Raw genomic sequence first — 22,157 nt, 5'->3', positions numbered from 1 at the left:
GCCCTCAGGACGCCGGTTCGGCGTCCAGCCGGACCACCCCCGCCACGCCGTCGCGCGCCAGGGGATAGCGGCTCAGCACCAGCGGATCATGGCCGGGAATGATGTGGTTTTCCGAACTCGCCAGTTCCCGCATCCTGTCGAAGCCGAACAGCATGTCGGTCATGCTGTCGAAGGAGGGGAAGGGCCGCGCCTGCTCGAAATTGGCGTAGAGATGCGCGGCGTCGGAACCGAGCACCACCCAGCCGCGCCGGGTCTTCACCCGCACCACCTGCAATCCGCGCGTATGCCCGCCGACCCGGTGCAGGGTCAGGCCCGGCGCCAGTTCGCTGTCGCCATCGTGGAATTGCAGGCGGCCGTCGAACAGCCGCCCGATCATCGCCTGCACGTCGCCGGGCTCATAGGCGTGGCGCAACGGCTCGTGGCACATGCAGCGGCCGGTGCAATAGGCCATTTCCGCATCCTGCACATGGTACCGCGCCTGCGGGAACATCGCATGATTGCCCGCATGATCGAAATGCATGTGGGAAATGATGACGTCGCTGACCGCGGCGGCGTCGATGCCGATGGTCTTCAGCCCTTCGTTGACGGGCCGCACCAACTGCCGGTTGCGCTTGATCCCCATGGCCGCGTCGAAACCGGTGTCGAGTATATAGGTGCCGTGGTCGCCCACCATCGCCCAGACGAAATAGTCGAGCGGCATCGGCCGGTCGTGCGGATCGCCGCCGACGAAATTGGCCGATGCGGTGCGATCGTGATGGCCGTACTGGACGGCATAGACCTGATAGCAATCCTCCAACGACTTCCCTCCCAAATCTCGCGTCAGGCGTTCAGCCGATCTCGACGCCGGCCCATTGCTCCACGACCCGCGCCATCATCGTGAAGTCGGCATCCGCGCCGAACTGCGCCGCCGTGATGTCCAGCATCGTCTTGGCCAGATTGCCCAGCATCATGGGTACGCCCAATGCCTGCGCTTCGTCCAGGCAAAGGCGGACGTCCTTCAGCGACAGGCCGGTCGCGAAGCCGAAGTCGAATGTGCGCGGGACGACGGCGCGGGGAAACTTGTCCCGGGTGGCGCTGTTCTGCCCGCTCGACATGTTGAGCACGTCCAGCATCACATGCGGGTCCAGCCCCGCCTTGACCCCCATCGCCATCCCCTCCGACGTCGCGGCCAGCGCCACCACCGACATGATGTTGTTGATGAGCTTCATCGTCTGCGCCTGACCGGGCTGCATGCCGACCGGGATCACCTTGCCGAAATGGGAAAGCAGGGGCGCGACCTCCTCCTGCACGGCTGCCGGCGCGGCCAGCATCAGCGTCAGCTTGCCCGCCAGCGCCCCGGCGCGCCCGCCGCTGACCGGCGCGTCGGCGAACGACCTGCCATGCTGCGCCAGCAGGCCCGCCGCCTCGGCAGAGGCGCGCGAACCGATGGTCGACAGGTCGACCACGATCCCGACCCTCGTCCCCGCCAGCTCGGCCGCCACTTGCCGGACGATCTGGGGGGAAGGAAGGCTGGTGAACACCATGTCGGCCCGGTTGCCGACCTCCTCCACGCTGTCGCCGGCCAGGCCGCCCGCCGCCGCGAAAGCCGCCCGCGCCGAAGGATTGACGTCATAGGCGATCACCGCATGGCCGTTTTCCAGCAGCCGGGGCGCCATGGCGCTTCCCATGCTGCCAAGGCCGATAAATCCCACATTCCGGCTCTGCGTCATCGACTGCTCCTCAAACATCGCCCTGCCGCTGGCATCAGCGGGCCATCCATCCGCCCTCGATCGGCAATATGGCCCCATTCATATCCGTTCCGGCGGGGCCGCACAGCAGCAGCAGCACCTCCGCGACGCTGTCGACATCGACGAACCGGCCGCTGGGCTGCTTCCCGTCCAGGAAGCGCGTCTCCGCCTCCGGCCGCGTCAGCCCTTCCTCGATCATCATCCGCTCCAGCCGGTCGGACCAGAGGGGCGTCAGCACCGACCCGGGCATCAATGCATGGCAGGTGATCGGACTGCCCGCCGTCTCCAGCGCGGTGGCGCGCGTCAGTCCCTGGATCGCGGTCTTGGTCGTCACATAGTCCACCCGGTTGACGGTGCCCCGATAGCCATAGACCGACGTCATGTTGAACACCCGTCCATATTGCGCCTCCCTCATCTTCGGCAGGACCATCTGCGTCGCAAGGAAGGCGGCGGTCACGTTGACGGCCAGCGCCTCGGTCCATTTGTCGATGGGGAAATCCTCGATCCGCGCGAAATGCCGGACGACGGCGTTGTTGATCAGGATATGGACCGGACCCAGCGTCCGCTCGGTATGGTCGACAAGGTCCCGCACGGCCGACGCCTGGCGCAGGTCGGCGCGGCAATAGACGGCGCGCACGCCATAATCCCGCTCGATCGCCTCGCCCAGGCAGGCGGCTTCCTCCGGATCTTCCAGCCCGTGCAGCATGACGTTCGCGCCGGCCGACGCCAGCTTGCGCGCCATGGCCTGGCCCAGCCCCCCGACCGATCCCGTGACCAGCGCATTGCGGCCGGCGAGTCTTCCTGCGTCATTCATGGTCCGTCACCGTCAGTTCGGTAAAGCGCGACACGTCTTCGCACCGGTCCAGCGCCAGTGCGGCGTCGACAAGGCGCCGGGCCTGCGCTGCGGTCAGCGTTCCCGCCACATTCTCGTTGAACTTCGCCACGATCTCATCGGTGGTCATCGGATTTTCCGACGATCCGCGATTATGTTCCTCGATCTCCTCAAGGACGGTGCCGTCGGTCAGTTCCACGGAAATCACCCCCTTGAACTGCTCCGGGCCGGGGAGGGACCCGTCGACCCGATATTCGACCCGCCGCGCCAGGGAGAGAATGGCCTCGTCGCGTAGATATTCCGGCTGATAGGCGTCCTTCCCCAGCCTGCCCCGCACCAGCGCCTCCGCCAGCGTATATTGCAGGCTGACCCGCCCGTGCGAATCGGTCAGCGGATGCAGCTTCTCGCCCTGCGGCTCGCACACGATGCCGACGATATAGGGCGCGACATCGCACCTTATGGCGCGGATGCGCTCTGCCGACAGGCCGTGACGCTCGCGCAGCCGCAGCAGCGCGCTGACATAGGGATGGATGACATGGGCGGCGGGAAAGGGCTTGAAGGAGGCGTTCCGGCTTTCCCATTCCTCGCCCAGCGCATCGGTCAGCCGGCGCCAGTCGGGTGTCACGGCCTCGTCCTGAAGATGCGACGCATAGAGGCCGAAGCGCCCCTCCAGCACCTCGGCGGGACCGGTGACGCCGGCCTCAGCCAGTGTCGCCGCGGCGATCCCGCTCTGCGCGGCCCAGCCGGGGTGCAGGAATTTGGACTGGGTGCCGTCCACCCAGCATTGGATCAGCCCCGCGGCGAAGCTGCCGGTGATCCCGGCGGCGCGGATCATCGCATCCTCCTCCAGCGCCAGCATCTTTCCCGCAAGCCAGCTCACGCCGAACGGCGCGAACAGGCCGGAGGGGTGGAATCCCCGTTTGTGGAACTGACCCGGCGCCAGGCTGCCGACGCGGCAACTGATCTCGTTGCCGATGGCTATGGCCAGGATCGCGTCGCGCCCGCCGCAGCGCAGGCGGTCGCCCAGCGCCAGCGCCGCCGCGACGGCCGGGCTGCTCATGTGCACGATCGATTCATTATGGGTGTCGTCATATTCCAGCGCCTGCGACAGCGCGCCGTTGGCGAAGGCCGCGCCCGACACGCTCGACCGCGCCGCCCCGCCCCAGATGCGGGCCTCCGTTCCGGGATGCAGGCCGGCGGTGGCGCTGCGCACCGACATGCCGAACGGGCGCTGGCTGCCCGCGATGGAAAGCCCCACCACGTCGATGACGCGCAGCATGGTCGCGGTCACAACATCGTCGGGCAGATCATCGAACCGCATTTGCCTAACCCAGGCCGACAGTTTTTGCGAAGCGGCTATCACCCCTCGGACCCCTCCAGATCGTTATTGAAGATACCGGTATCACGATTGGGATACGCCGCGAACCCGCATGGCACAAGTCCCAATTTTCCTGGGCGGCAGGTTCGGCCCGGTTTTCGGTCGGGCGGGGCCAGGCGCGCAACGGCCCTCCGCGCTACGCCTGTCCCGCGCTCCAGGGCATTCTCAGCGTCGCAGATTCCAGTTGGTCACGGCTTCATCGTCGATCTCCGCACCGCTGACGGCCGCCACTCTCGCGAGCATCATATAGGTGCAGGTGATGAAGAGGATCTCGAACAGGGTGGGCAGGCCGAAATATTCCTGCATGGCCGCCAGACTCCTGTCCGAAGGGGAAACGTCCGACACCAGCTCGCTGACGAAATCGCACAGGCATTGCTCCTCCGCCGCGAAGACGCTGAAGTCGCCGCTTTCCAGCCCCTGCCTCTCCCGCTCCGTCAGGCCCAGCGCGGCGGCAATGCTTTCATGATGATAGATCTCATAGTCGGAACGCGACAGATAGGCGACGCGCAGGATGATCAGCTCGCGCTGGCGTGGCGTGATGCTGATGTCGAAGATGGCGGCGCGGCCCAGTGCGCGCTGCGGCGCCCAGAAGGGGTCGGGAGCATGCATGGCCATGCGCGATATGTTCAGCACGCGACCGAACGCCCCGGACAGCACTTCGCGCTTCGTTTCCGACAGGCCGGCGGGGTCTGGATAAGGAATGCGTGTCACGAAATCTCCTGTTTCCGGGTCCTGCCGGCGCTTGCGGACAGGGCAGCCAAGAACGGCACGGCATTTAGCGGATTTCGCGCAATTCCAGCACATCGGGAAAGCATTGGCTATCCAATAACATTATGCTGAAGCGACGGCATATGGCATTCTTCGCGAACTTTGGCCCTAGCTAAACCGAACCATCCTATGGTACCGGTATCTCATAAAGATTCAATGAGGATGGTGAAAAGGATCGGGAGCGGCCGCCTTCCCAATGGCTGCGCAACGCCTTTCCAGCGCCGCTTCAAGCGCCAATCATGATCGAGAAGGGTGTTTCCATGTCCGACAATCTCTTTACGCTGCTGGGGCGCAAGGCATTGGTCGTGGGATGCGACAGCGGCATAGGATTGGCCTGCGCCCGCGCCATCGCGGCAGCCGGCGCCAGCCTGGTCATGTCCGGGCTGGAAAAGGAGAGGGGGGAGGCATTGGCCCGTGAAATCGCGTCGGACAGCGGGCAATCCGTTCATTATCGCGCCGTGGACGTCCGCGATGAGGCAAGCGTCGAAGCCCTGGTGGCAGCCGCGACCGGGATCATGGATGGCCTGGACATCGCGATGAACAACGCCGGCATCCCCGGCCCGGCGGCGGCCATTCAGGATCTGGCGGCGCGCGATTTCGACAATCTGTTCGCGATCAACGTGCGCGGCGCCTGGCTGAGCATGAAATATGAGATTCCGGCTATGCTGGCGGCGGGGCAGGGGGGCTCCATCATCAACCTCGCCTCGACCGCCGCGCTCTCCGGCCTCGCCTATGTCGGCGCCTATTCCGCCAGCAAACATGCCGTCGCAGGGCTGACCAAGTCCGCCGCCATAGAGCTTGCCCCCCACAATATCCGGGTGAACGCGATCGCGCCCGGACCGGTCCAGACCGACCTGCTGCACAATATGCGCGCCGGCCGCAGCCAGGTGAGCGACGTGCGGCCCGCATCCGTGCCGATGGGCCGCGTCGCGCAGCCGGAGGAGATGGCCGGCACGGTGGTCTGGCTGGCTTCGCAGGCGGCATCCTTCGTCACCGGATCGATCATATCCGTCGACGGAGGCGTGATCGCCGCCTGAACGACCATGAATTCACGATAGCAAAGACCATAAGCGCCCCGGAAAGGGCGAATAAGCGGAGGTGACGGAGATGGCGCCGGAGGCAATCAGATGAGCGGTGGAGCCCCGATCGATGCGGTGCGCACGGGTTCCGGCCCGGAAGCGGCGGTGGGCGCAGCGCTCGATAGCATCACCTCCGCCCGGCTGCGGATCGTCCCGCCGCTGCTGCTGGGCTTCGTCATGCTGTTCGATTCATGGGACAGCATCGCCATCGCCTATGTCATGCCCTCGCTCACCCGCGAATGGGGCCTGACGCCGGTCGCCGCGGGCAGCCTGATCTCGGCCGGCTATGCCGGGCAGTTCGTCGGGGCGATCCTGCTTGGGTCGCTGGCCGAACGCTTCGGCCGTATGCCGGTATTCCTGGTCTCCGTCGTCTGGATGGGATTGCTGGCGATCTTCTGCGCGCTGACGCCGGGCTATGGCGCACTGTTTGCCCTGCGCATCGTCCAGGGCGTGGCGATCGGCGGCGCGCTGCCGGTGTCGATCACCTATATCAACGAAATCGCGCCCTCCGCCACGCGCGGCCGCTATTTCGGCATATTCCAGTTCATCACCATGGCGGGCTATGCCGCCGCATCCTTTTCCAGCACGGTCGTCATCCCTCATCTCGGATGGCGCTGGCTGTTCGCCTTCGGGGCGATTCCCCTGCTGATCCTGCCGGTGGTGCTGCTGCTGCTCCCGGAATCACCGCGCTGGCTGGTGCGCAGCGGCCGGGCGGACGACGCGGCGAAGGCGCTGCGCAAGTTCGGCTATGCCGCCGCCGATCCACAGGCGCTCCGTTCGTCCGAACCGTCCGCCGGGCCAGCGCCCCGCCTGCCCGCGACCATATTGTTCGCGCCCGAATTCCGCCGCCGCACGACCGTCGTCATGCTGCTCTGGTTCTTCACCTCCTTCGCCAGTTTCGGGCTGACGACCTGGCTGCCGTCCATCTATGTGTCGGTCTTCCATATCCCGGTGGCGACGGCGTTGCGCTATTCCGCGACGGCCAGCCTGCTGTTCCTGGTCCTCGCGCCGACCATCGCGCTGGTGATCGACAGCGTGGGCCGCCGTCCGCTGGCGATCGGCGGATCGCTGATCGCGACCGTCGCGCTGCTGACGCTGGGCTTCACCCTGCCGAAGGACGTGGCGATCCTGGTGCCGCTGGTGATCGCGGGTCAGCTCTCGATCTTCACCGGCTCCATCGTCCTCTGGCCCTATACGGCGGAAACCTATCCCACCCATGTCCGCGCCGTCGCGCTGGGGCTCAGCAGTTCGCTGGCGCGCGGCGCATCCACCCTGACGCCGGTCGTGGTGGGCGCGATCCTGGCCAGCGGCGCGTCGGTCGCCATCGTCTTCGGCATATTCGGCCTCTGCGCCGCCGGGGCGCTGATCCTGTGGGTCACGGCCACGCGGGAAACCGCCCGGATGCGGCTGGACGCGATCTGATGGCGGCCACCCTGCAAGCCGGGCTGGACCCCGACGCCCGCGCTGTGCTCGACCTCATGGAGGCGAGCGGCCGGCCGCCGCTCCATCTTCTGAGCGTTGAAGAGGCGCGGGCGGCGATCCGCATGTCGCTGGAAACGCTGGGAAAGCCGCCGCCGCCCGTCCGGGAGGCGGATCTTTGGGCGGACGGGCCGCGCGGCCCCGTTCCCCTCAGGCTCTACCGGCCCATGCAAGTGCCGGACGATGCGCCTCTGCCCGCCATGCTCTATTTTCACGGCGGCGGCTGGATGACCGGCGACCTCGCCTATGGCGCATGGTTCTGCGCCTCGCTGGCGGAGCGGGCCGGGATCGCCATGCTGTCGGTGGACTACCGGCTGGCTCCGGAACATCCCTTTCCCGCGGGGCTGGAGGATTGCATGGCCGCGCTCCGCCATGCCCGTCGCGATGCTGCGGCGCTGGGCATCGACGCAGGACGGATCGCCGTCGGGGGCGACTCGGCGGGCGGCAATCTCGCGGCCGCCTGCGCGCTATGGGCACGCGATGAAGGCCTGCCGCTCAGCGCGCAGATATTGATCTACCCCGTCACCGATCTGGTGGAGGAGCATGAGTCCTACCGCCGCAATGCCGATGGTTTCGGCCTGACCGCGGACATGATGCGGTGGTTCCGCACGGCCTATCGCAACGGAGCGGACCCCGCCGATTGGCGCATGTCGCCGCTGCGCGCGCCCCGGCTGGAGGGTGTCGCGCCGGCATGGGTGCTGACCTGCGGTTTCGATCCCCTGTGCGGCGAGGGCGACGCCTATGCGGATCGGCTGGCGGCGGCCGGCGTGCCGGTGAAGCATATCCGCCATGCCGACCAGATCCACGGCTTTTTGATGTGGCCGAAAATGATGCGCGCATCCGACCGGGCCTTGTCCGGCATGGCGCGGGAATTGCGCGCCAGGCTGTTCGCCTGAGCCAGCAGGAGAGCTTGAATATGGCAGAAGACCCGATTTTCGACACCCATGCGCATCTGATCGCGGATGACGATGTCGCCTATCCGCCGTCGCCCATGCGCGGCACGACCCATGTCACGCAGATGAACTACACGGCCACCGCCGAATGGCTGATCGACCGGATGGACCGCAATGGCGTCGGCAAGGCATGCATTGTCCAGCGCGGCCATGTCTATGGTTATGACAACAGCTATATCATCGATTCGGGCAGGAAATATTCCGACCGTTTCGTGCCGGTGGTGATATTGGACGCGCAGGACCCCGAAACGCCCGCCAAATACCGGGACATCGTGTTGAACCACGGCGTGCGCGGCCTGCGCTTCGCCCAGACGCATTTCGAATTCTTCGATACCGCCTGGATGAATTCGCCCAATGCCATGGAATGCTGGCGGACGGCGGCCGAACTGGGAACGCCGGTGGCGATCATCTTCTTCCGCAGGCATTTGTCCTGGGGGTTGCCGGCCCTGAAGTTCATCGCGGAATATCTGCCGTCGCTGAAGATCATCGTCGATCATATCGGCACGCCGCACACCCTCTCCAACCCGGAAAAGGCGCGCTATGTCGCGGCGGGTCTGGACAGCAGCATGCCGCCGCCGCCGGATTTCGGCATTGCCGATACCATCTCGATCTTCGAAGGGCTGCCCAATATCAGCTTCAAGTTCACGGAGATCAACATGGAGCGGCTGGCCGACCAGAAGGCGGAACCGGCCGCGTTCATCCGGCGGCTGGCGGATGTCTTCGGCGCGGACCGGCTGATGTGGGGCTCCGATCTGGGCCAGAGCGAATGGCCCTATGAGGAAAAGGCGGCGGCGGCGCGAAGGGCGGCGGCCCAACTCGGCCCCGACGAACGCCGCGCCTTCCTCTATGAAACGGCGGAGAGGCTTTATGAGCGCTGAGGTCCAGATGAGCGCCGAGGTCCGGGTCGACACGCACGCCCATATCTGGGGGCCCGCCATGCCCTTCTGGAGCAGGGCGTGGAAAAGGCCCGACTATGCCTATACGGTGGAAACCTATCTCGACACGCTGGACGCCAGCGGCGTCGATTTCGCGGTAATCGCGGCGGCCAGCCTGTTCGGAACCTATAATGACTATGTCATCCGCGCCCTGCGGCAGCACAGGCGCCTGCGCGGAACCGTGATCGTCGATCCGGAAATCGGGATGTACGATCTGGAGGGCATGCGCCGCGACGGGGTGGTGGGGGTGCGGTTGCAGCTTTTCCACACCGACCTGCCGGATTTCGCTGCCGACGGCTATAATCGCCTGTTCCACCGGCTGCGCGACATGGACATGCATGTCCATGTGAATGTCGAGGCGCACCGTCTGCCATCGGTGCTGGACGGCCTCAGGCCCAGCGGGGTCAAGGTGGTGATCGACCATTTCGGCTGGCCGGATGCGGGAAAGGGGCTGGACTGCCCCGGCTTCCAGGCGGCGGTCCGGGCCTGTCAGGACGGCATGGCCTGGGTGAAGCTGTCCGGCGGCTTCCGCCGGCCCGATCAGGACATAGCCCGTATGTTCGCGCAGGCCTATGTCGAGCGGGTCGGGACGGAACGGCTGTTCTGGGGCAGCGACGCGCCGTTCGTGGGGGCGGAAGGGACGGTGACGCATCGGCAGACGCTGGACCAGCTTGGCTATTGGCTGCCCGACGCGGCGGTGCGCGCCGCGATCCATCGCAGCGCCCATGATTTCTACTTCGCCTGACCGGAGCGGGTGGAGGGAAGCTTGAAGACGCCGCTGCCGCGTGCGACAGCACCATCGGGCCCCAGCAGCACGCCGTCGCAGAAGGCGAGGGACCGGGTCGCGCGCAGCAGGCGGACGCGGGATTCCAGCCAGTCCCCCGGTTGCGCCCCCCGCATGAAGTCGACGGACAGCGATATGGTCGGCGCGTGGGACACGGCACAGCCCGCCTGCGCGTTTTGGCCCAGGCAGACGTCGAGAATGGATGACAGCCAACCGCCATGGGCGAACCCGGAATAGCTGCAATTATGCGGCGCGACCCGGAAACCCAGCCGGACGGCTTCCTCCGCCGCGGGTTCGAAGGGGTCCGCGATATAGAAGGGACCGTTCAGATGCTGGAAGGGATCGACGTCGGCGCCTTCCTTGACGCGCCAGCCGGGCGGGGCGGATTGTTCGATAGGGCTCATGGGGGTCTCCATTGTCGCTTGCCGCAAGCGTGAGATACCGGTACCAATTTCTCTAGGGACAGGATGATGGAAAGGCAAATGATATGAAGAAGGGAAAGGTCATCATAAGCTGCGCGCTGACAGGGAGCATGCATACGCCGACCATGTCGCCGTTCCTGCCGGTCGCGCCGGAAAAGATCGCCGAGGAGGGCATCGCGGCCCACCGGGCGGGCGCGGCGATATTGCACCTGCACGCCCGCGATCCGGAAAATGGCCGTCCGACGCCGTCTGCCGAGGTCTTCATGCAGTTCCTGCCGCAACTTCACGCGGAAACCGACGCTGTGATCAACATCAGCACCGGCGGCGGACCCGGCATGACGTTAGAGGAAAGGCTGCGCGCGGCGGTTCAGGTCAGTCCCGAACTCTGTTCGCTCAACATGGGCTGCATGAACATCAACCTGTCGGAACTGGCGAGCCGCCACGACTTCAAATATGACTGGGAAAAGCCCTTTCTGGAGGCGACGGAAGATCTGGTCGCCAAGAACACCTTCCGCGACATACGCCACATCATCGAGACATTGGGTCCGGGCGGCACCCGGTTCGAGATGGAATGCTACGAGATCGGCCATCTCCACAATATCGCCTTCTTCGCGGACAAGGGACTGCTGAAGCCGCCTTTCCTGATCCAGTCGGTGCTGGGCGTGACCGGCGGCATGAGCGCCGACGCCGACAGCGTCTATTTCATGCGCCAGACCGCCGACCGGCTGTTCGGCGGCGATTATATCTGGTCGCTGTTCGGCGCTGGACGGCACCAGATGGGCGTGTGCACCATGGGCGCGCTGATGGGATCGAGCGTTCGCGTGGGACTGGAGGACAGCCTGTTCATCTCCCGGGGGCAACTGGCGAACAGCAATGCCGACCAGGTGCTCAAGATCCGCCGGATATTGGACGAGCTGGGCCTGGAAGTCGCAACCGCGGAGGAGGCGCGCCAGATGCTGGGGCTGAAGGGCCGGGCCAATATCAACCTCTGATCCGCCATTCGCCCTGATCTGGGTAATGGTCCAAGAACCGTCATGCTGAACCTGTTTCAGCATGACGCAGGATTCGATCGGGAAAGATGATTATGCGGGCCCTGAGCCTAAATCGTCTCCAGCTTCCGCCGCGCCGTTTCCGTGGTGGCGAAGATCCAGAGCAGCGCCGCCCCGAAGGCAAAGGCCGCAAATGCGCTGTAGACCAGTGAAATGGCGGCCCCGGTGCTCAATATCACGCCGACGAACAGCGGCGTCAGCATGGACGCGGCGCGCGCCATCGAACTGGAAACGCCCATGCCCACCGCGCGCAGATGCGTGGGGAAGCTCTCTGCCGTATAGGGCCACTGGATGAAGGAACTGAGCGCGCTGCCCAGCGTGCCGACCACCACCAGCGCCACCAGCGGTCCGGTCTCGAAGCGGAAGAGGGCAAGCGACAGCAAGGCCAGCCCCGCCGCCAGGCAGCCGCCGATCGCATAGGGCCGCCGCCCCACCCGATCCATGGTCGCACCGATGAACGGCGTCGCGAGCAGGAACAATATGGGCGTCGCCGCCGCATAGCGCAGGGCGTCCGCCAGCGCTATGCCGTAAACCGTCACGAAGATCGACGGCGCCCAGGTGGTCAGCCCGAAATTGGTGAAGGCGACCGTGAACCAGATGCTCATCAGGATGATCGTCGATGCGCGCTGTTGCGGCGCGAACAGAGCGGAAATCGGTATCCTCGCCGGCTCCCGAAGGCGCGGCGCGGCCTGCCGCAGGTCGCCGTCCGACAGGTCGATCCTGCCCCCCAGCTTCGCCAGCGCGCCCGGAACCTGCCCGGCGCGGCCGGTGCGGGCCAGCCAGCGCGGCGATTCCGGCAGGGTCAGCATCACCACCGGCAGCAGCAGCAGCGGAATGCCGCCCAGCCCGATCAGCCAGCGCCATCCCAGTTCCGGTATGATGACCGTGCTGGACAGGGATGCCGCCGCATAGCCGCTCATGCACAGCCACTGGAAGATCATGAAGTAGCGGCCGCGGGTCATCGTCGGCGCGAGTTCGTTGATATAGGTGATCGATACCGGCAATGCCCCGCCGATCGCCAGTCCCTGGACGAAGCGGATCGCCAGCAGCGCCTCCGGCCCCGGCGCCACCGTGCAGGCGATCGCCAGCGTCGCCATCGCCAGGACCGATCCGACGAACACCGGCATGCGCCCGAACCGTTCGGCAAGCGATCCCAGGGCTATGGCGCCCAGGAACTGGCCGATATATCCCGAGGAGATGAGCGCCCCCATCATCGCGGGATGCAGCCCCCATTCGCGCGACAGCGACGGCATGACATAGGCGATGGCGATGCTGTCCCAGGAATCGAACAGCATGATGAAGCCCATCAGCAAGGGCGCCAATATGCCGACGCGAAAGGTGCGGAGATTGTCGAGCGCCTCCCCCACGCGCAGTTCCAGCGGACTGGCGGCCGTCCTGTCGGCATGAGCAGCGGTCAGGCTGTCCATCTTGCGATCCTCTCCCTTTACGATCGGAAACGAAGCGGTTTCCCGCCCTTGCTTGTTGAAGCGTCTTAGCCTTCCGGAAAGCCGGGCGCAATGATACCGGTCTCAACATTCCAAGCATGCAGGCGCGCGGCTTTGTCGCGATGGTCGCGGAAGCGCGGCGGAAGAAGCGCCGCCGTCCCTGTTCCGGCCCCGAATTTCCGTCCATTCAGGCTGATGGAGCGCGGATTCCCCACCCGCAAGCGCGCCGGAACGACGCAACGCCCGCAGCTTAGCCGGTTCAGCAAAAAATCTCGTCCTATGCTATATCCACAAATTATGCTCCGATCATGGGGCCCGAACATGCGGCATAGTGAAGAGGCGCTTTTCCTTGCCTGAACAGGCAGCCAGGGCCCGAAATCATGGCTGCTGTCCTGCGCCAGACCCGCCGGCATCGCAAATTTCCGATCCGGCGCCATTTGACAGCGCCCTGTCTCTGAGATACCGGTAACACATATTCCGCCACCGTTGAGACGTCGCCTGGCAGGAAAAATAAGAGGAGGAGGGGTGAAATGAACTTGCAGGGTGCATTGCTTTGCCGCAGCTCGGCCTTCGCGCTGACATGCGCGACCATTGCGGCGCTGTCGCCGGCCATGGCGCAGGACAATCCTCCGCAGGCGCAGTCGGACGCCGCCGCAGGCGTCAGCGATGCGGACATCGTCGTCACCGGTTCGCGCGTCGGCCGCAAGGGCTATGACGCGCCGACGCCGGTCAATGTCGTGGGGGAAGAAAGGCTTCAGCAACTGGCGATCGACAATGTGGCGGATGCGCTGAACCAGATTCCGTCCTTCCGCCCCATCAATACGCCGGCTTCGACCTTTTTCCGCGTGTCCGGCAATATCGGCGCCCGCACGCTCGACCTGCGCGGGCTGGGCGCCACGCGGACGCTGACGCTGGTGGATGGCCGCCGCTTCGTGCCCAGCGCGGATGACGGCACGGTCGACATCAACGGCGTCCCGTCCATGCTGATCCAGCGGACCGAAGTGGTGACCGGCGGCGCATCGGCGGCCTATGGCGCGAACGCCGTGTCGGGCGTCGTGAACCTGATCCTCGATACGAAGCTCAACGGCTTCAAGGCGAATGCCAGCTATGGCATCAGCCAGCGGGGCGACGCCTCCAGCCTGTTCGTCGGCGCGGCGGGCGGCACGGATTTCGCGGGCGGGCGCGGGCATGTCGTCGCGGCGATCGAATATGCAAGGGAAGGCGGCATCGGCCCGTGCGAGGAACGGAGCTGGTGCACGCGCTACACCAATTATGTGCCCAATCCCGGCTATAACACCGCCACCCGGACCAGCACCAACGGCCTTCCGGCCACGCTGGTCCTTCAGGGCACGTCCTTCGTCTATAATGAGAACGGCATCGTCGTCGGCGCGCGCAAGCCCAATGGCACGGGCGGCACGATCACCCTGGGTCAGCAGGTGCTGAACACCGGCGCCACCTCCCTGCCCAATGCGTTGCGCGGCAAGCAGTTCGATTCCAACGGCAATCTGGTCCCCTATCAGTTCGGCAATTATCTGAGCGGCATATTGCAGCAGCTCGACGACCCGACGCAGCCCTATGCGCTGGGCCTCAGTCCGCTGCCGCTGATGGTGCCGACCAAGCATGTGTCGGGGACGGTGCATGCCGATTATGAACTGACGGATTCCATCACGGCTTCGGTCGAATTCATGTATTCGAAGGTCACGGGCGGTCCGACCGCGCGTTCCGCGCCGCTCGACGCAGGTGTCGCGATCAATATCAACAATCCCTATGTGTCCGATGCGACCCGCGCGACCATCCTCGCCGCCGATCCGGCGATCACCCATCTGGTCATCAATTCCTCAAGCTGGGCGCTGGGCAGCCTGTCCAAGGCGACGAGCAAGGTGGATACCTATCGCGGCGCCTTCGCTCTCAAGGGACAATTGTCCGACCAGTGGGATTGGGACGCCTATTACACCTATGGCCGCGTCGACAGCCGGGTCGGCGCCGACAACAACCGCCTGGCCGAATGGAACAACGCGCTGGACGTGGTGTCCGCGCCCGCCGGCCTTCCGGGCATAGCGGCGGGCACGCCGATCTGCCGGTCCACCATCGCCAACCCGGCCAATGGCTGCATACCGATCAACCTGTTCGGCTTCGGCAATATCAGCCAGGCGGCCATCGACCGCTATATCGTGCCCGAATGGCAGACCCGCCGGTTCGAACAGCACGCCGCCGCCGTCAATCTGCGCGGCTCGCTCTTCTCCACCTGGGCCGGCGACGTGAAACTCGCGCTGGGCGGCGAATGGCGCCGCGACACGGCGGAGGGAGAGGTCGATCCGAATACGGCCGCGGGACGGTTCATCGCCGCCAACGGCTCGGCGCTTCCCTTCACGAAGACCAGCGTGGTCGAAGGCTATCTGGAAGTCGCCGTCCCGCTGCTCAAGGACTCTCCGCTGGGGCGGTCGCTCGATGTCGACGGGGCGATCCGCCAGACGCATTACGATCCCTTCGGCGACGCCACCACCTGGAAGCTGGGAGCGGTCTACCGCCCCATCGACGACATCACCTTCCGCGTGACGCGCTCGCGCGACATCCGGGCGCCATCCGCCCGCGAATCCAGCCCCAACGCAACGACGATCCAGCTCCCGCTGCCCGATCCGTTCGTGGGCGGCACGACCAGCCAGTTCGTGGTGACGGGCGGCAATCCGGGACTGAACCTGGAAAAGGGCGACACCTTCACCGCCGGCGTGGTGCTGAGGCCGTCCTTCATCCGCAACTTCAACCTGTCGATCGACTATTATGACATCAAGGTGGAAGGCGCGATCGACTCCCTGACCGGCACCGCGATCGCCAATGCCTGCAAGCAGAAGAACCTGCTCTGCAACCTGATCCAGTTCAATCCGAACGGGTCGATCAACACCGTCTTCTCCAATTTCCAGAACCTCAGCAAGCTGCATGCGGAGGGTCTGGAACTCGTCTCCGACTTCCAGGTGCCGGCTCTGGGCGGGAACTTCAATTTCCAGGTCAACGGCAATTATGTGATCGACCTGTCGACCATCGACGCGACCGGGGTGAAGACCCAGCTCGACAACTGGACCGGCAATGCCGGATCGGTGACGAACATCCAGGGCGTGCCGCGCTGGAAACTGGACGGGGTGATCACCTATTCGCGGCCGACCTGGTCCATGACCTTCCACGGGCGCTACATTCCCCGCGCCCTGCTGGACCCGACCAAGATCGGGCCGGAACAGGACGGCTATGACATCAACGATCCCAACAGCATCAGCGAGAACCATATTTCCTCGCGCTTCTATCTCGACATGACGGGAACGCTGAAGGTCAACGAGTCCTTCGAGATTTTCGGCACGGTGAACAATGTCTTCGACAAGGACCAGCCGGAGGAACTGCGGCTGATCGGCAATCCGTTGCATTTCGATCCGATCGGGCGTTTCTTCAAGATCGGGGTGCGGACGCGGTGGTGACGATATGGGGCGGGTACTGGAGGTAATCGATGTACGACAAGACCGACCTTCGTTCGACACTGGCTGGCTCGCCCGCCGGGGCCGCGCCGGTGGACCGGCTTTACGACGCGGAATATGGCCTGTTCTACCGCGATCCGCCGGTGGAGGAGGATGCCCGCGGCAAAAGCTGGTATGTGCGGGGGCAGAATTTCGTCATCGCCTATAGCGAGGCGCTGCCCGGCGCGGTCTTCGAACGGACCGGGCAGGCGGACGAATATATGGTCCTGCTGCCCGATGAAGACACCCCCGCCATTGCCGCCGCGGGGGACCGGACCGAACGGAGCGGGGGATATGCGCTGTTCGTCATGCCGCCGGGGGACAGCCGGCTGGTGCTGGAGAAGGGCGGGCGCGTCGTCCGCATCTTCTCCGCCCAGTCGCCCGATCTGGTGGCGAAATGCCCCAATGCGGACGCCTATGCGGATCGGCATGCGAACATCCCGCCCTTCCGGCCATGGCCGGAACCGCCCGACGGGTACAGGGTCCGCCACTATTCGCTCGACGTGCCGGTCGAAGGCGGCCGGTTCGGCCGCATCTGGCGTTGCACCACGATCATGCTCAACATCCCCAACAGGCAGAAGGGACCGCGCGATCTCACCAGGGTGTCGCCGCACCATCATGACGATTTCGAACAATGTTCGCTCGCGCTGGAGGGGGAATGGCGGCACCATATGCGCTGGCCCTGGGCCGTGGACATGAACAAATGGCATGACGATGTCCATGCCGCGGTGGACTCGCCATCGGTGACGGTGATCCCGGCGCAGGTGATCCACACCTCCACCTGGCATTCCGACGTCAATCAACTGGTCGACATCTTCGCGCCGCCGCGCCTCGACTTCTCGCTGAAGCCCGGATGGGTGCTGAACGAGAGCGACTATCCGATGCCGGCGCAATAGGAGGGATGTTTTGGATCGCAAACCAAGCTTGATCGATCGGCTGAAGGCGAAGGACGCATTCCTTGTCGGCACCTGGGCGAAAATTCCCTCGCTGGAGACGGTCGAACTGATCGGCCATGCCGGTTTCGACTTCGCCGTGGTGGACATGGAACATGCGCCGCACAGCTTCCAGTCGGCTTATCAGGCCATCGCCACGGCGCAGGCGGTCGGGCTCTACGCGATGGCCCGCCTGCCGGACCGCAGCGGCGGCGCGGTCCAGAGGCTGCTCGACGCGGGCATAGACGGGCTGCTGGTCCCCCGGGTGGAGACGCCGGAGATCGCGGCGGATGTGACGGCGGCCATGGCCTTCCCGCCACTGGGGTCGCGGGGCATGGGCTATACCTCGCGGGCGGCCCGCTGGGGGCTGGACAGCGCGGCCGACTATCTGGAGCGGGGGCGCAACCATGTCATGCGCGGCGTGCAGATCGAGGATATGGGCGCATTGGAGCAGATCGAGGGCATATTGGCCGCCCCCGCGCTCAATGCCGTGTTCATCGGCTTCGGGGATCTGGCGCTGAGTTCGGGCCTGCCCGGATCGCACCCGACCCTGCGCGGGCTGGAGGCGAAGGTGCTGGCGGCCGCCAGGGCGAAGGGCGTGCCCTGCGGCACCGCCGTGCAGACGCCGGAGGAAGCGGTGCGCTGCCGCGAGGCAGGCTATTCCTTCGTCATGATCAGCGCCGACACGACCCTGTTCGCGCATGCGGCGCGCAGATTGATGGACGACACGAGAAATGCGTTGGGGCGCTGAAAGCAAAGAGGCGAACATGGTTTCACTATTGGACGAAAATGTCGCGGATCAGGCGTTGGAGGATCGGATTTCCAGCCTGCTGGTCGGCGCGGTCGACATGCATTGCCATAGCGGCCCGTCGGTCATGCCCCGGTCGCTCGACCATATGGAGGCGTTGCAGGATGCGGCGGACGCGGGCTTCCGCGCCATGCTGATCAAGGATCATTATTATTCCGCCACGCCGATCACCGAACTGCTCAACCGGACGCACGGCCATTTGAAGGTGCAGTTGTTTTCGGGCGTGCCGCTCAACAACACCACCGGCGGCTTCAACAAATATGCCGTCGATCACGGCATCGCCCTCGGCGCCCGGCTGGTGTGGATGCCGACCTTCGCCTCGAAGAACCATGTCGAGGCGGACCAGAAGCGGAAAAAGGGCTTCCCCCACACCAGCAAGCCGCTGCTGCCGCCCGATCCGCTGACGCCGCTCGACGCCAACGGCGCGCTGAAGGACGAGGTGAAGGAGATACTCGACATCATCGCGGAACATGACGTGATCCTGTCCGGCGGCCACCTCCATATCTCCGAAATCTTCCCGGTGTTCGAGGAAGCGCGGAAGCGCGGCGTCAAGCGGCTGCTGGTGAACCATCCCACCTTCATCATCGGCGCCTCGCTGGACGACATCAGGCAGTTGGTGACGATGGGCGCCTATATCGAACATTCGCTGTGCATGTTCATCCAGATGATCGGCCGCGAACAGGCGATGTTCCCGCCGGAGGAGCTGGACGCGCTGATCAGGGCCGGCACGGTCGACCGCACCATATTGGCGTCCGACCTGGGGCAGGTGGGCAACGACCGCCCGGTCGACGGCTTCCGGGGCGTGATCCGCAATTGCATCGGCCTTGGCTATTCGGACGAGGACATCCGCAAGATGATCTCGACCAACGCGCTGCGGCTGCTGGGCCTGGAGGATTGAAGGGGACTGACGGCCTGCGCGGCGCGGGGGACCGCGCACGCCGTCAGATTATCATGGCACGCCCCGCCAAGTTACGGTAACGAGCTTCCATCTGCGGAGTGCATCCCTCCGCATGAAACGATGCGAAACGAGGAGCCACTTGCCGGTATCGAAGAAAGCCAATGGGACGATCCGGATGCGCGACGTCGCGGAGCGCGCGCAGGTCTCCCGCATGACGGTGTCGCGCGCGCTGAACAGCCCGGAATCCGTCAATGAAACGCTGCGCAATCGCGTGCTGGAGGCGGTGCAGGAACTGGGCTATGTCCACAACCATCTGGCGCGCAGCCTGTCGTCGCGCCGCTCCAACGTCATCGGCCTCGTCCTGCCCAGCCTGGAAAACTCCATCTTTTCCCAGACGGTGAAGGGCATATCGGACGTGCTTCGTCCGCTCGGCTATCATCTGATGGTGGCGGAAAGCTCCGACGATCCGGAGGATGAGGAGCAGGTGATCGCTGCCTTCCTGGCGCAGCGCGTGGGCGGGCTGATCCTGCATTCGACCAACCATTCGCCCACGGCGGTCAGGATGCTGAAGGCGTCGGACACGCCGGTGGTGGAAAATGGCGATTTCCCGGTCGATCCGGTCGACATGGTGGTCAGCTATTCCAACCGCGCCGCCGCCAAGGCGATGACGCTGCACCTGGCGCGGCTCGGCTACAGGCGGATCGTCTTCGCCGGGCTGGCCGCCAATCCCCGCGCCGCCGAACGCCAGCGCGGCTTTCAGGACGCCCTGGCGGAGATCGGGCAGAAATCCGACCGCAAGCATGTGGTCGCCGTCTCCCGCGGTTTCGGCGGCGGGACGGAGGCCATTTCCTATATCGATGCGAATGTGCCGGACGCCGACGCGCTGTTCTGCGCGGGCGACGTGCTGGCCGTCGGCGCGCTGCTGGAATGCGACAGGCGGGGATGGGCGGTGCCCGGCCGGCTCGCCATCGCCAGCTTCGACGATCTCGACCTGATGCGCCACGTCAGCCCGGCGATCACCTCGCTGCGCCTACCCCGATATGAGATCGGCCGGCGCAGCGCGCAGATGATCCTCGACCGGATCGAGGAACGCACCATGCCGGTGACGACCATCGACCTGGGCTTCGAAATCGTCCAGCGCGCCAGTTCCTAGAGGGTTTTCCAAGCAGCCGGATCGGATCTGCTCCAGAGCGCGCGCTCCGGTTTTCCGTTGCCCCATCCTTTCAGGCAGAAAACCGGCCCCATCCTTCGACAGGCCCAGGACAGGCTTTTCTGCCCGATGCTCCAAGGAGCGGACCGCTGACCTTTCACCGGGGCGGGCTGAATTCCCGCGCCTCACTCCGCCGCCTGATCCACTTCCGCAAAGGCTTCCCGCGCGATCCGCGTCGAATCCAGCCCCGCAGGCACGCCGCAATAAATGGCCACCTGAAGCAATGCTTCGCGTATCTCATCGCGGGACAGGCCGTTGGTCAGCGCCGCCTTCACATGCAGTTTCAGCTCATGGGGCCGGTTGAGCGCGCTGATCATGCCGATGTTGAGCAGGCTGCGGTCGCGCCTGGACAATCCCTCCCGGCACCATATCCTGCCCCAGCAATATTCGGTCGACAATTGCTGCATGGGACGGCTGAAATCGTCGGCATTGGCGAAGGACCGTTCGACATAGTCGGCCCCCAGCACTTCCTTGCGCAACGCCAGTCCGCGCTCATAATCTTCCGTTGCCATGATGATCTCCAATGAAAGAACTCAAGAGGCAGAGTGCTCGTAAAAAGGCACGTTTCCTCGTTGATTGGTTGATGCTCTTGTGTCCGTGGGCGCCAGCACGGACGAGTTGTAGCTTTCGAGGCCAGGCGCCCTGTCCTCGTTTCGGCATTGAGCCATTCTCCAATCCGTGACCTTACCTTGTAGGCTCGATCACATTCCGGTGTTCGGCTCTCGGCTTCCCATTCTCCTTGAGAGTGCGGCCCCGCGCTGCGGGGTCCACTAGATCATCATCAGGACAGCCGAGAAGGATCAGACGGTCGCTCCAGCGCGTCGCGGCGCTCATAGTCACGCTGGTCGCGCAGCATCTGGTAGGCGATCGTCAATAATTTGCGCGCCACGACGACCTTAGCGCGGTTCGCGCCCTTGGTGGCCTTCAGGCGCTCGTACTCGAACTTGAGGGCAGGCTCTGCCCGCATGGCAGGAATGCTGGCTTCCACGAAAGCCCAGCGCAGCCACTTATTGCCAGCCTTGATGATCCGCCCGTTCCAGCATTTGCCGCCGCTCGCATAGGTTGAAGGCACCAGGCCGGCATAGGCGGCGAGCTTCTTGGCCGAACGGAAGCGTGTAACGTCGTCAATCTCGGCCGCGATCAAGCGCGCGAAGAACTCGCCCACGCCAGGGATCGTCTTGAGACGGTTGACGTCCGCATTGTCTTTGCTGAAGCGGCGGATCGTCTTCTCGGACTCGCGGATCCGCTGGTTGATGTCATCGATGAAGGCGAGCGCGCGATCGATATGCTCGCGATCGATCGTCGACACCGAAAGCAGTTCGAGTTGGCCCCGCCCCATCTTGCCGAACAGATCCGACATCTCCCGCAGCGCTCGGGTCTGGTCCGGGTAGCGGTCGAAGATCGTCACCACCCGGTTCTTCACCATCGTACGCAGCCGCACGAAGAAGATCCGCTCTCGCAACGCCTGGCGCAGTTCGCGCGCGGCCTCGCAAGGGACATAGGACTCCGGGATCAGATCGGCCCGCAGCAGATGTGCCAGGATCGTCGCGTCAATCTTGTCGGTCTTGATCTTGGCGTCGGCAATCGCCTTCACCTTGAGTGGATGGGCGAGAATGACATCGTCGCACAGCTCATCGAGCCAGTCGTACATCACCGTCCAGTTGCGGCTCGCTTCCATCACCGCATGGCTGTTCTCCAGATAGGGCGACAGAAAGCTGGCAAGCGAGCGCGGGTCATTCTTCACCTTGCCTGATCGCAGAACCTTTCCACCGCCATCCTGCACCACCAGATGCGTATAGGCTTTGTGGTAATCCACGCCGATATGATAATCGTAAGACATGGGTGCATCTCCATCGCTGATGAGGTTCAGCAATCCATTCAACGATCGTGACGCCACGAGGGGGTGCACCCTTGTCTCAGCAGTGATGGTCACCGCTCCATTCCTTCACCAAAGCTAATCG

20 protein-coding genes are annotated in these 22,157 nt (G+C 64.8%); 11 read left to right on the top strand and 9 right to left on the bottom strand.

What is annotated here, in order from left to right; all coding sequences use genetic code 11:
* Nucleotides 1-4: 4 nt before the first annotated feature.
* The 5 genes from EGM87_RS20790 to EGM87_RS20770 all read right to left on the bottom strand — a co-directional run bounded on the left by EGM87_RS20790 (nt 5) and on the right by EGM87_RS20770 (nt 4,648).
* Entirely contained in the window at nt 5-796 is a 792-nt protein-coding gene (locus EGM87_RS20790) for an N-acyl homoserine lactonase family protein (protein ID WP_025551190.1), read from the bottom strand.
* A gap of 31 nt (nt 797-827) precedes the next feature.
* Nucleotides 828-1,709 (bottom strand): NAD(P)-dependent oxidoreductase, encoded by an 882-nt coding sequence (locus EGM87_RS20785; protein WP_025551188.1) that lies wholly within the window; start codon nt 1,707-1,709, stop codon nt 828-830.
* A 34-nt stretch (nt 1,710-1,743) separates the two neighbouring features.
* On the bottom strand, nt 1,744-2,541 hold the full coding sequence (locus EGM87_RS20780) for an SDR family NAD(P)-dependent oxidoreductase (RefSeq protein WP_025551186.1): 798 nt from the start codon (nt 2,539-2,541) through the stop codon (nt 1,744-1,746).
* Nucleotides 2,534-3,880, bottom strand: a complete 1,347-nt coding sequence (locus EGM87_RS20775) for an MmgE/PrpD family protein (RefSeq protein WP_025551185.1) — start codon at nt 3,878-3,880, stop codon at nt 2,534-2,536. The genes EGM87_RS20780 and EGM87_RS20775 overlap by 8 nt, the downstream gene beginning before the upstream one ends.
* Before the next feature lie 222 nt (nt 3,881-4,102).
* Nucleotides 4,103-4,648 carry a carboxymuconolactone decarboxylase family protein gene (locus tag EGM87_RS20770; protein ID WP_025551184.1) on the bottom strand — a complete coding sequence of 182 codons (546 nt, stop codon included), beginning with the start codon at nt 4,646-4,648 and terminating at the stop codon, nt 4,103-4,105.
* Nucleotides 4,649-4,944: 296 nt separating this feature from the next.
* Here EGM87_RS20770 and EGM87_RS20765 point away from each other — a divergent pair, with 296 nt between their 5' ends.
* From EGM87_RS20765 to EGM87_RS20745, 5 genes are all read left to right on the top strand, one after another.
* Nucleotides 4,945-5,742: an SDR family NAD(P)-dependent oxidoreductase gene (locus EGM87_RS20765; protein WP_052628092.1), complete on the top strand. Its 798-nt coding sequence runs from the start codon at nt 4,945-4,947 to the stop codon at nt 5,740-5,742.
* Nucleotides 5,743-5,832: 90 nt separating this feature from the next.
* On the top strand, nt 5,833-7,206 hold the full coding sequence (locus EGM87_RS20760; RefSeq protein WP_025551181.1) for an MFS transporter: 1,374 nt from the start codon (nt 5,833-5,835) through the stop codon (nt 7,204-7,206).
* Nucleotides 7,206-8,159: an alpha/beta hydrolase gene (locus EGM87_RS20755; protein WP_037483768.1), complete on the top strand. Its 954-nt coding sequence runs from the start codon at nt 7,206-7,208 to the stop codon at nt 8,157-8,159. The genes EGM87_RS20760 and EGM87_RS20755 overlap by 1 nt, the downstream gene beginning before the upstream one ends.
* Before the next feature lie 20 nt (nt 8,160-8,179).
* Complete coding sequence (locus tag EGM87_RS20750; RefSeq protein WP_137708902.1) at nt 8,180-9,094, top strand: amidohydrolase family protein; 915 nt, start codon at nt 8,180-8,182, stop codon at nt 9,092-9,094.
* Complete coding sequence (locus EGM87_RS20745; RefSeq protein WP_065847098.1) at nt 9,084-9,896, top strand: amidohydrolase family protein; 813 nt, start codon at nt 9,084-9,086, stop codon at nt 9,894-9,896. The genes EGM87_RS20750 and EGM87_RS20745 overlap by 11 nt, the downstream gene beginning before the upstream one ends.
* Here EGM87_RS20745 and EGM87_RS20740 read toward each other — a convergent pair.
* On the bottom strand, nt 9,884-10,339 hold the full coding sequence (locus tag EGM87_RS20740; protein ID WP_025551176.1) for a PaaI family thioesterase: 456 nt from the start codon (nt 10,337-10,339) through the stop codon (nt 9,884-9,886). The two genes, EGM87_RS20745 and EGM87_RS20740, sit on opposite strands and share 13 nt — an antisense overlap.
* Nucleotides 10,340-10,422: 83 nt before the next feature.
* Here EGM87_RS20740 and kce point away from each other — a divergent pair, with 83 nt between their 5' ends.
* Nucleotides 10,423-11,349, top strand: a complete 927-nt coding sequence (gene kce, locus EGM87_RS20735; protein WP_061938208.1) for a 3,5-dioxohexanoate:acetyl-CoA acetone transferase — start codon at nt 10,423-10,425, stop codon at nt 11,347-11,349.
* Between the two features lie 107 nt (nt 11,350-11,456).
* On the opposite strand, the gene EGM87_RS20730 is transcribed toward kce, so the two are convergent.
* On the bottom strand, nt 11,457-12,833 hold the full coding sequence (locus EGM87_RS20730; RefSeq protein ID WP_065847100.1) for an MFS transporter: 1,377 nt from the start codon (nt 12,831-12,833) through the stop codon (nt 11,457-11,459).
* A gap of 548 nt (nt 12,834-13,381) precedes the next feature.
* Between EGM87_RS20730 and EGM87_RS20725 the strand changes: the two genes are divergently transcribed.
* The 5 genes from EGM87_RS20725 to EGM87_RS20705 all read left to right on the top strand — a co-directional run bounded on the left by EGM87_RS20725 (nt 13,382) and on the right by EGM87_RS20705 (nt 20,139).
* Nucleotides 13,382-16,312 (top strand): TonB-dependent receptor plug domain-containing protein, encoded by a 2,931-nt coding sequence (locus tag EGM87_RS20725; RefSeq protein WP_065847104.1) that lies wholly within the window; start codon nt 13,382-13,384, stop codon nt 16,310-16,312.
* A gap of 29 nt (nt 16,313-16,341) precedes the next feature.
* A complete protein-coding gene (locus EGM87_RS20720) occupies nt 16,342-17,244 on the top strand; it encodes a hypothetical protein (RefSeq protein ID WP_065847106.1) in 903 nt (300 codons plus the stop codon).
* A gap of 10 nt (nt 17,245-17,254) precedes the next feature.
* Complete coding sequence (locus EGM87_RS20715) at nt 17,255-18,031, top strand: HpcH/HpaI aldolase family protein (protein WP_065847108.1); 777 nt, start codon at nt 17,255-17,257, stop codon at nt 18,029-18,031.
* A gap of 16 nt (nt 18,032-18,047) precedes the next feature.
* Entirely contained in the window at nt 18,048-18,986 is a 939-nt protein-coding gene (locus tag EGM87_RS20710) for a DUF6282 family protein (protein ID WP_025551921.1), read from the top strand.
* Between the two features lie 175 nt (nt 18,987-19,161).
* Nucleotides 19,162-20,139 (top strand): LacI family DNA-binding transcriptional regulator, encoded by a 978-nt coding sequence (locus EGM87_RS20705; RefSeq protein ID WP_064232704.1) that lies wholly within the window; start codon nt 19,162-19,164, stop codon nt 20,137-20,139.
* Nucleotides 20,140-20,321: 182 nt separating this feature from the next.
* On the opposite strand, the gene EGM87_RS20700 is transcribed toward EGM87_RS20705, so the two are convergent.
* Nucleotides 20,322-20,708: a carboxymuconolactone decarboxylase family protein gene (locus EGM87_RS20700; protein ID WP_044660637.1), complete on the bottom strand. Its 387-nt coding sequence runs from the start codon at nt 20,706-20,708 to the stop codon at nt 20,322-20,324.
* Nucleotides 20,709-20,977: 269 nt separating this feature from the next.
* On the bottom strand, nt 20,978-22,129 hold the full coding sequence (locus EGM87_RS20695) for an IS110 family RNA-guided transposase (RefSeq protein WP_216614587.1): 1,152 nt from the start codon (nt 22,127-22,129) through the stop codon (nt 20,978-20,980).
* Nucleotides 22,130-22,157 lie beyond the last annotated feature (28 nt).

The sequence above is a fragment of the Sphingobium sp. RSMS genome (genome assembly GCF_005406185.4).
Classification (GTDB): Bacteria; Pseudomonadota; Alphaproteobacteria; order Sphingomonadales; family Sphingomonadaceae; genus Sphingobium; species Sphingobium fuliginis.
The sequence above is the reverse complement of the archived record's forward strand: the minus strand, read 5'-3'. Positions and strand labels throughout refer to the sequence as shown.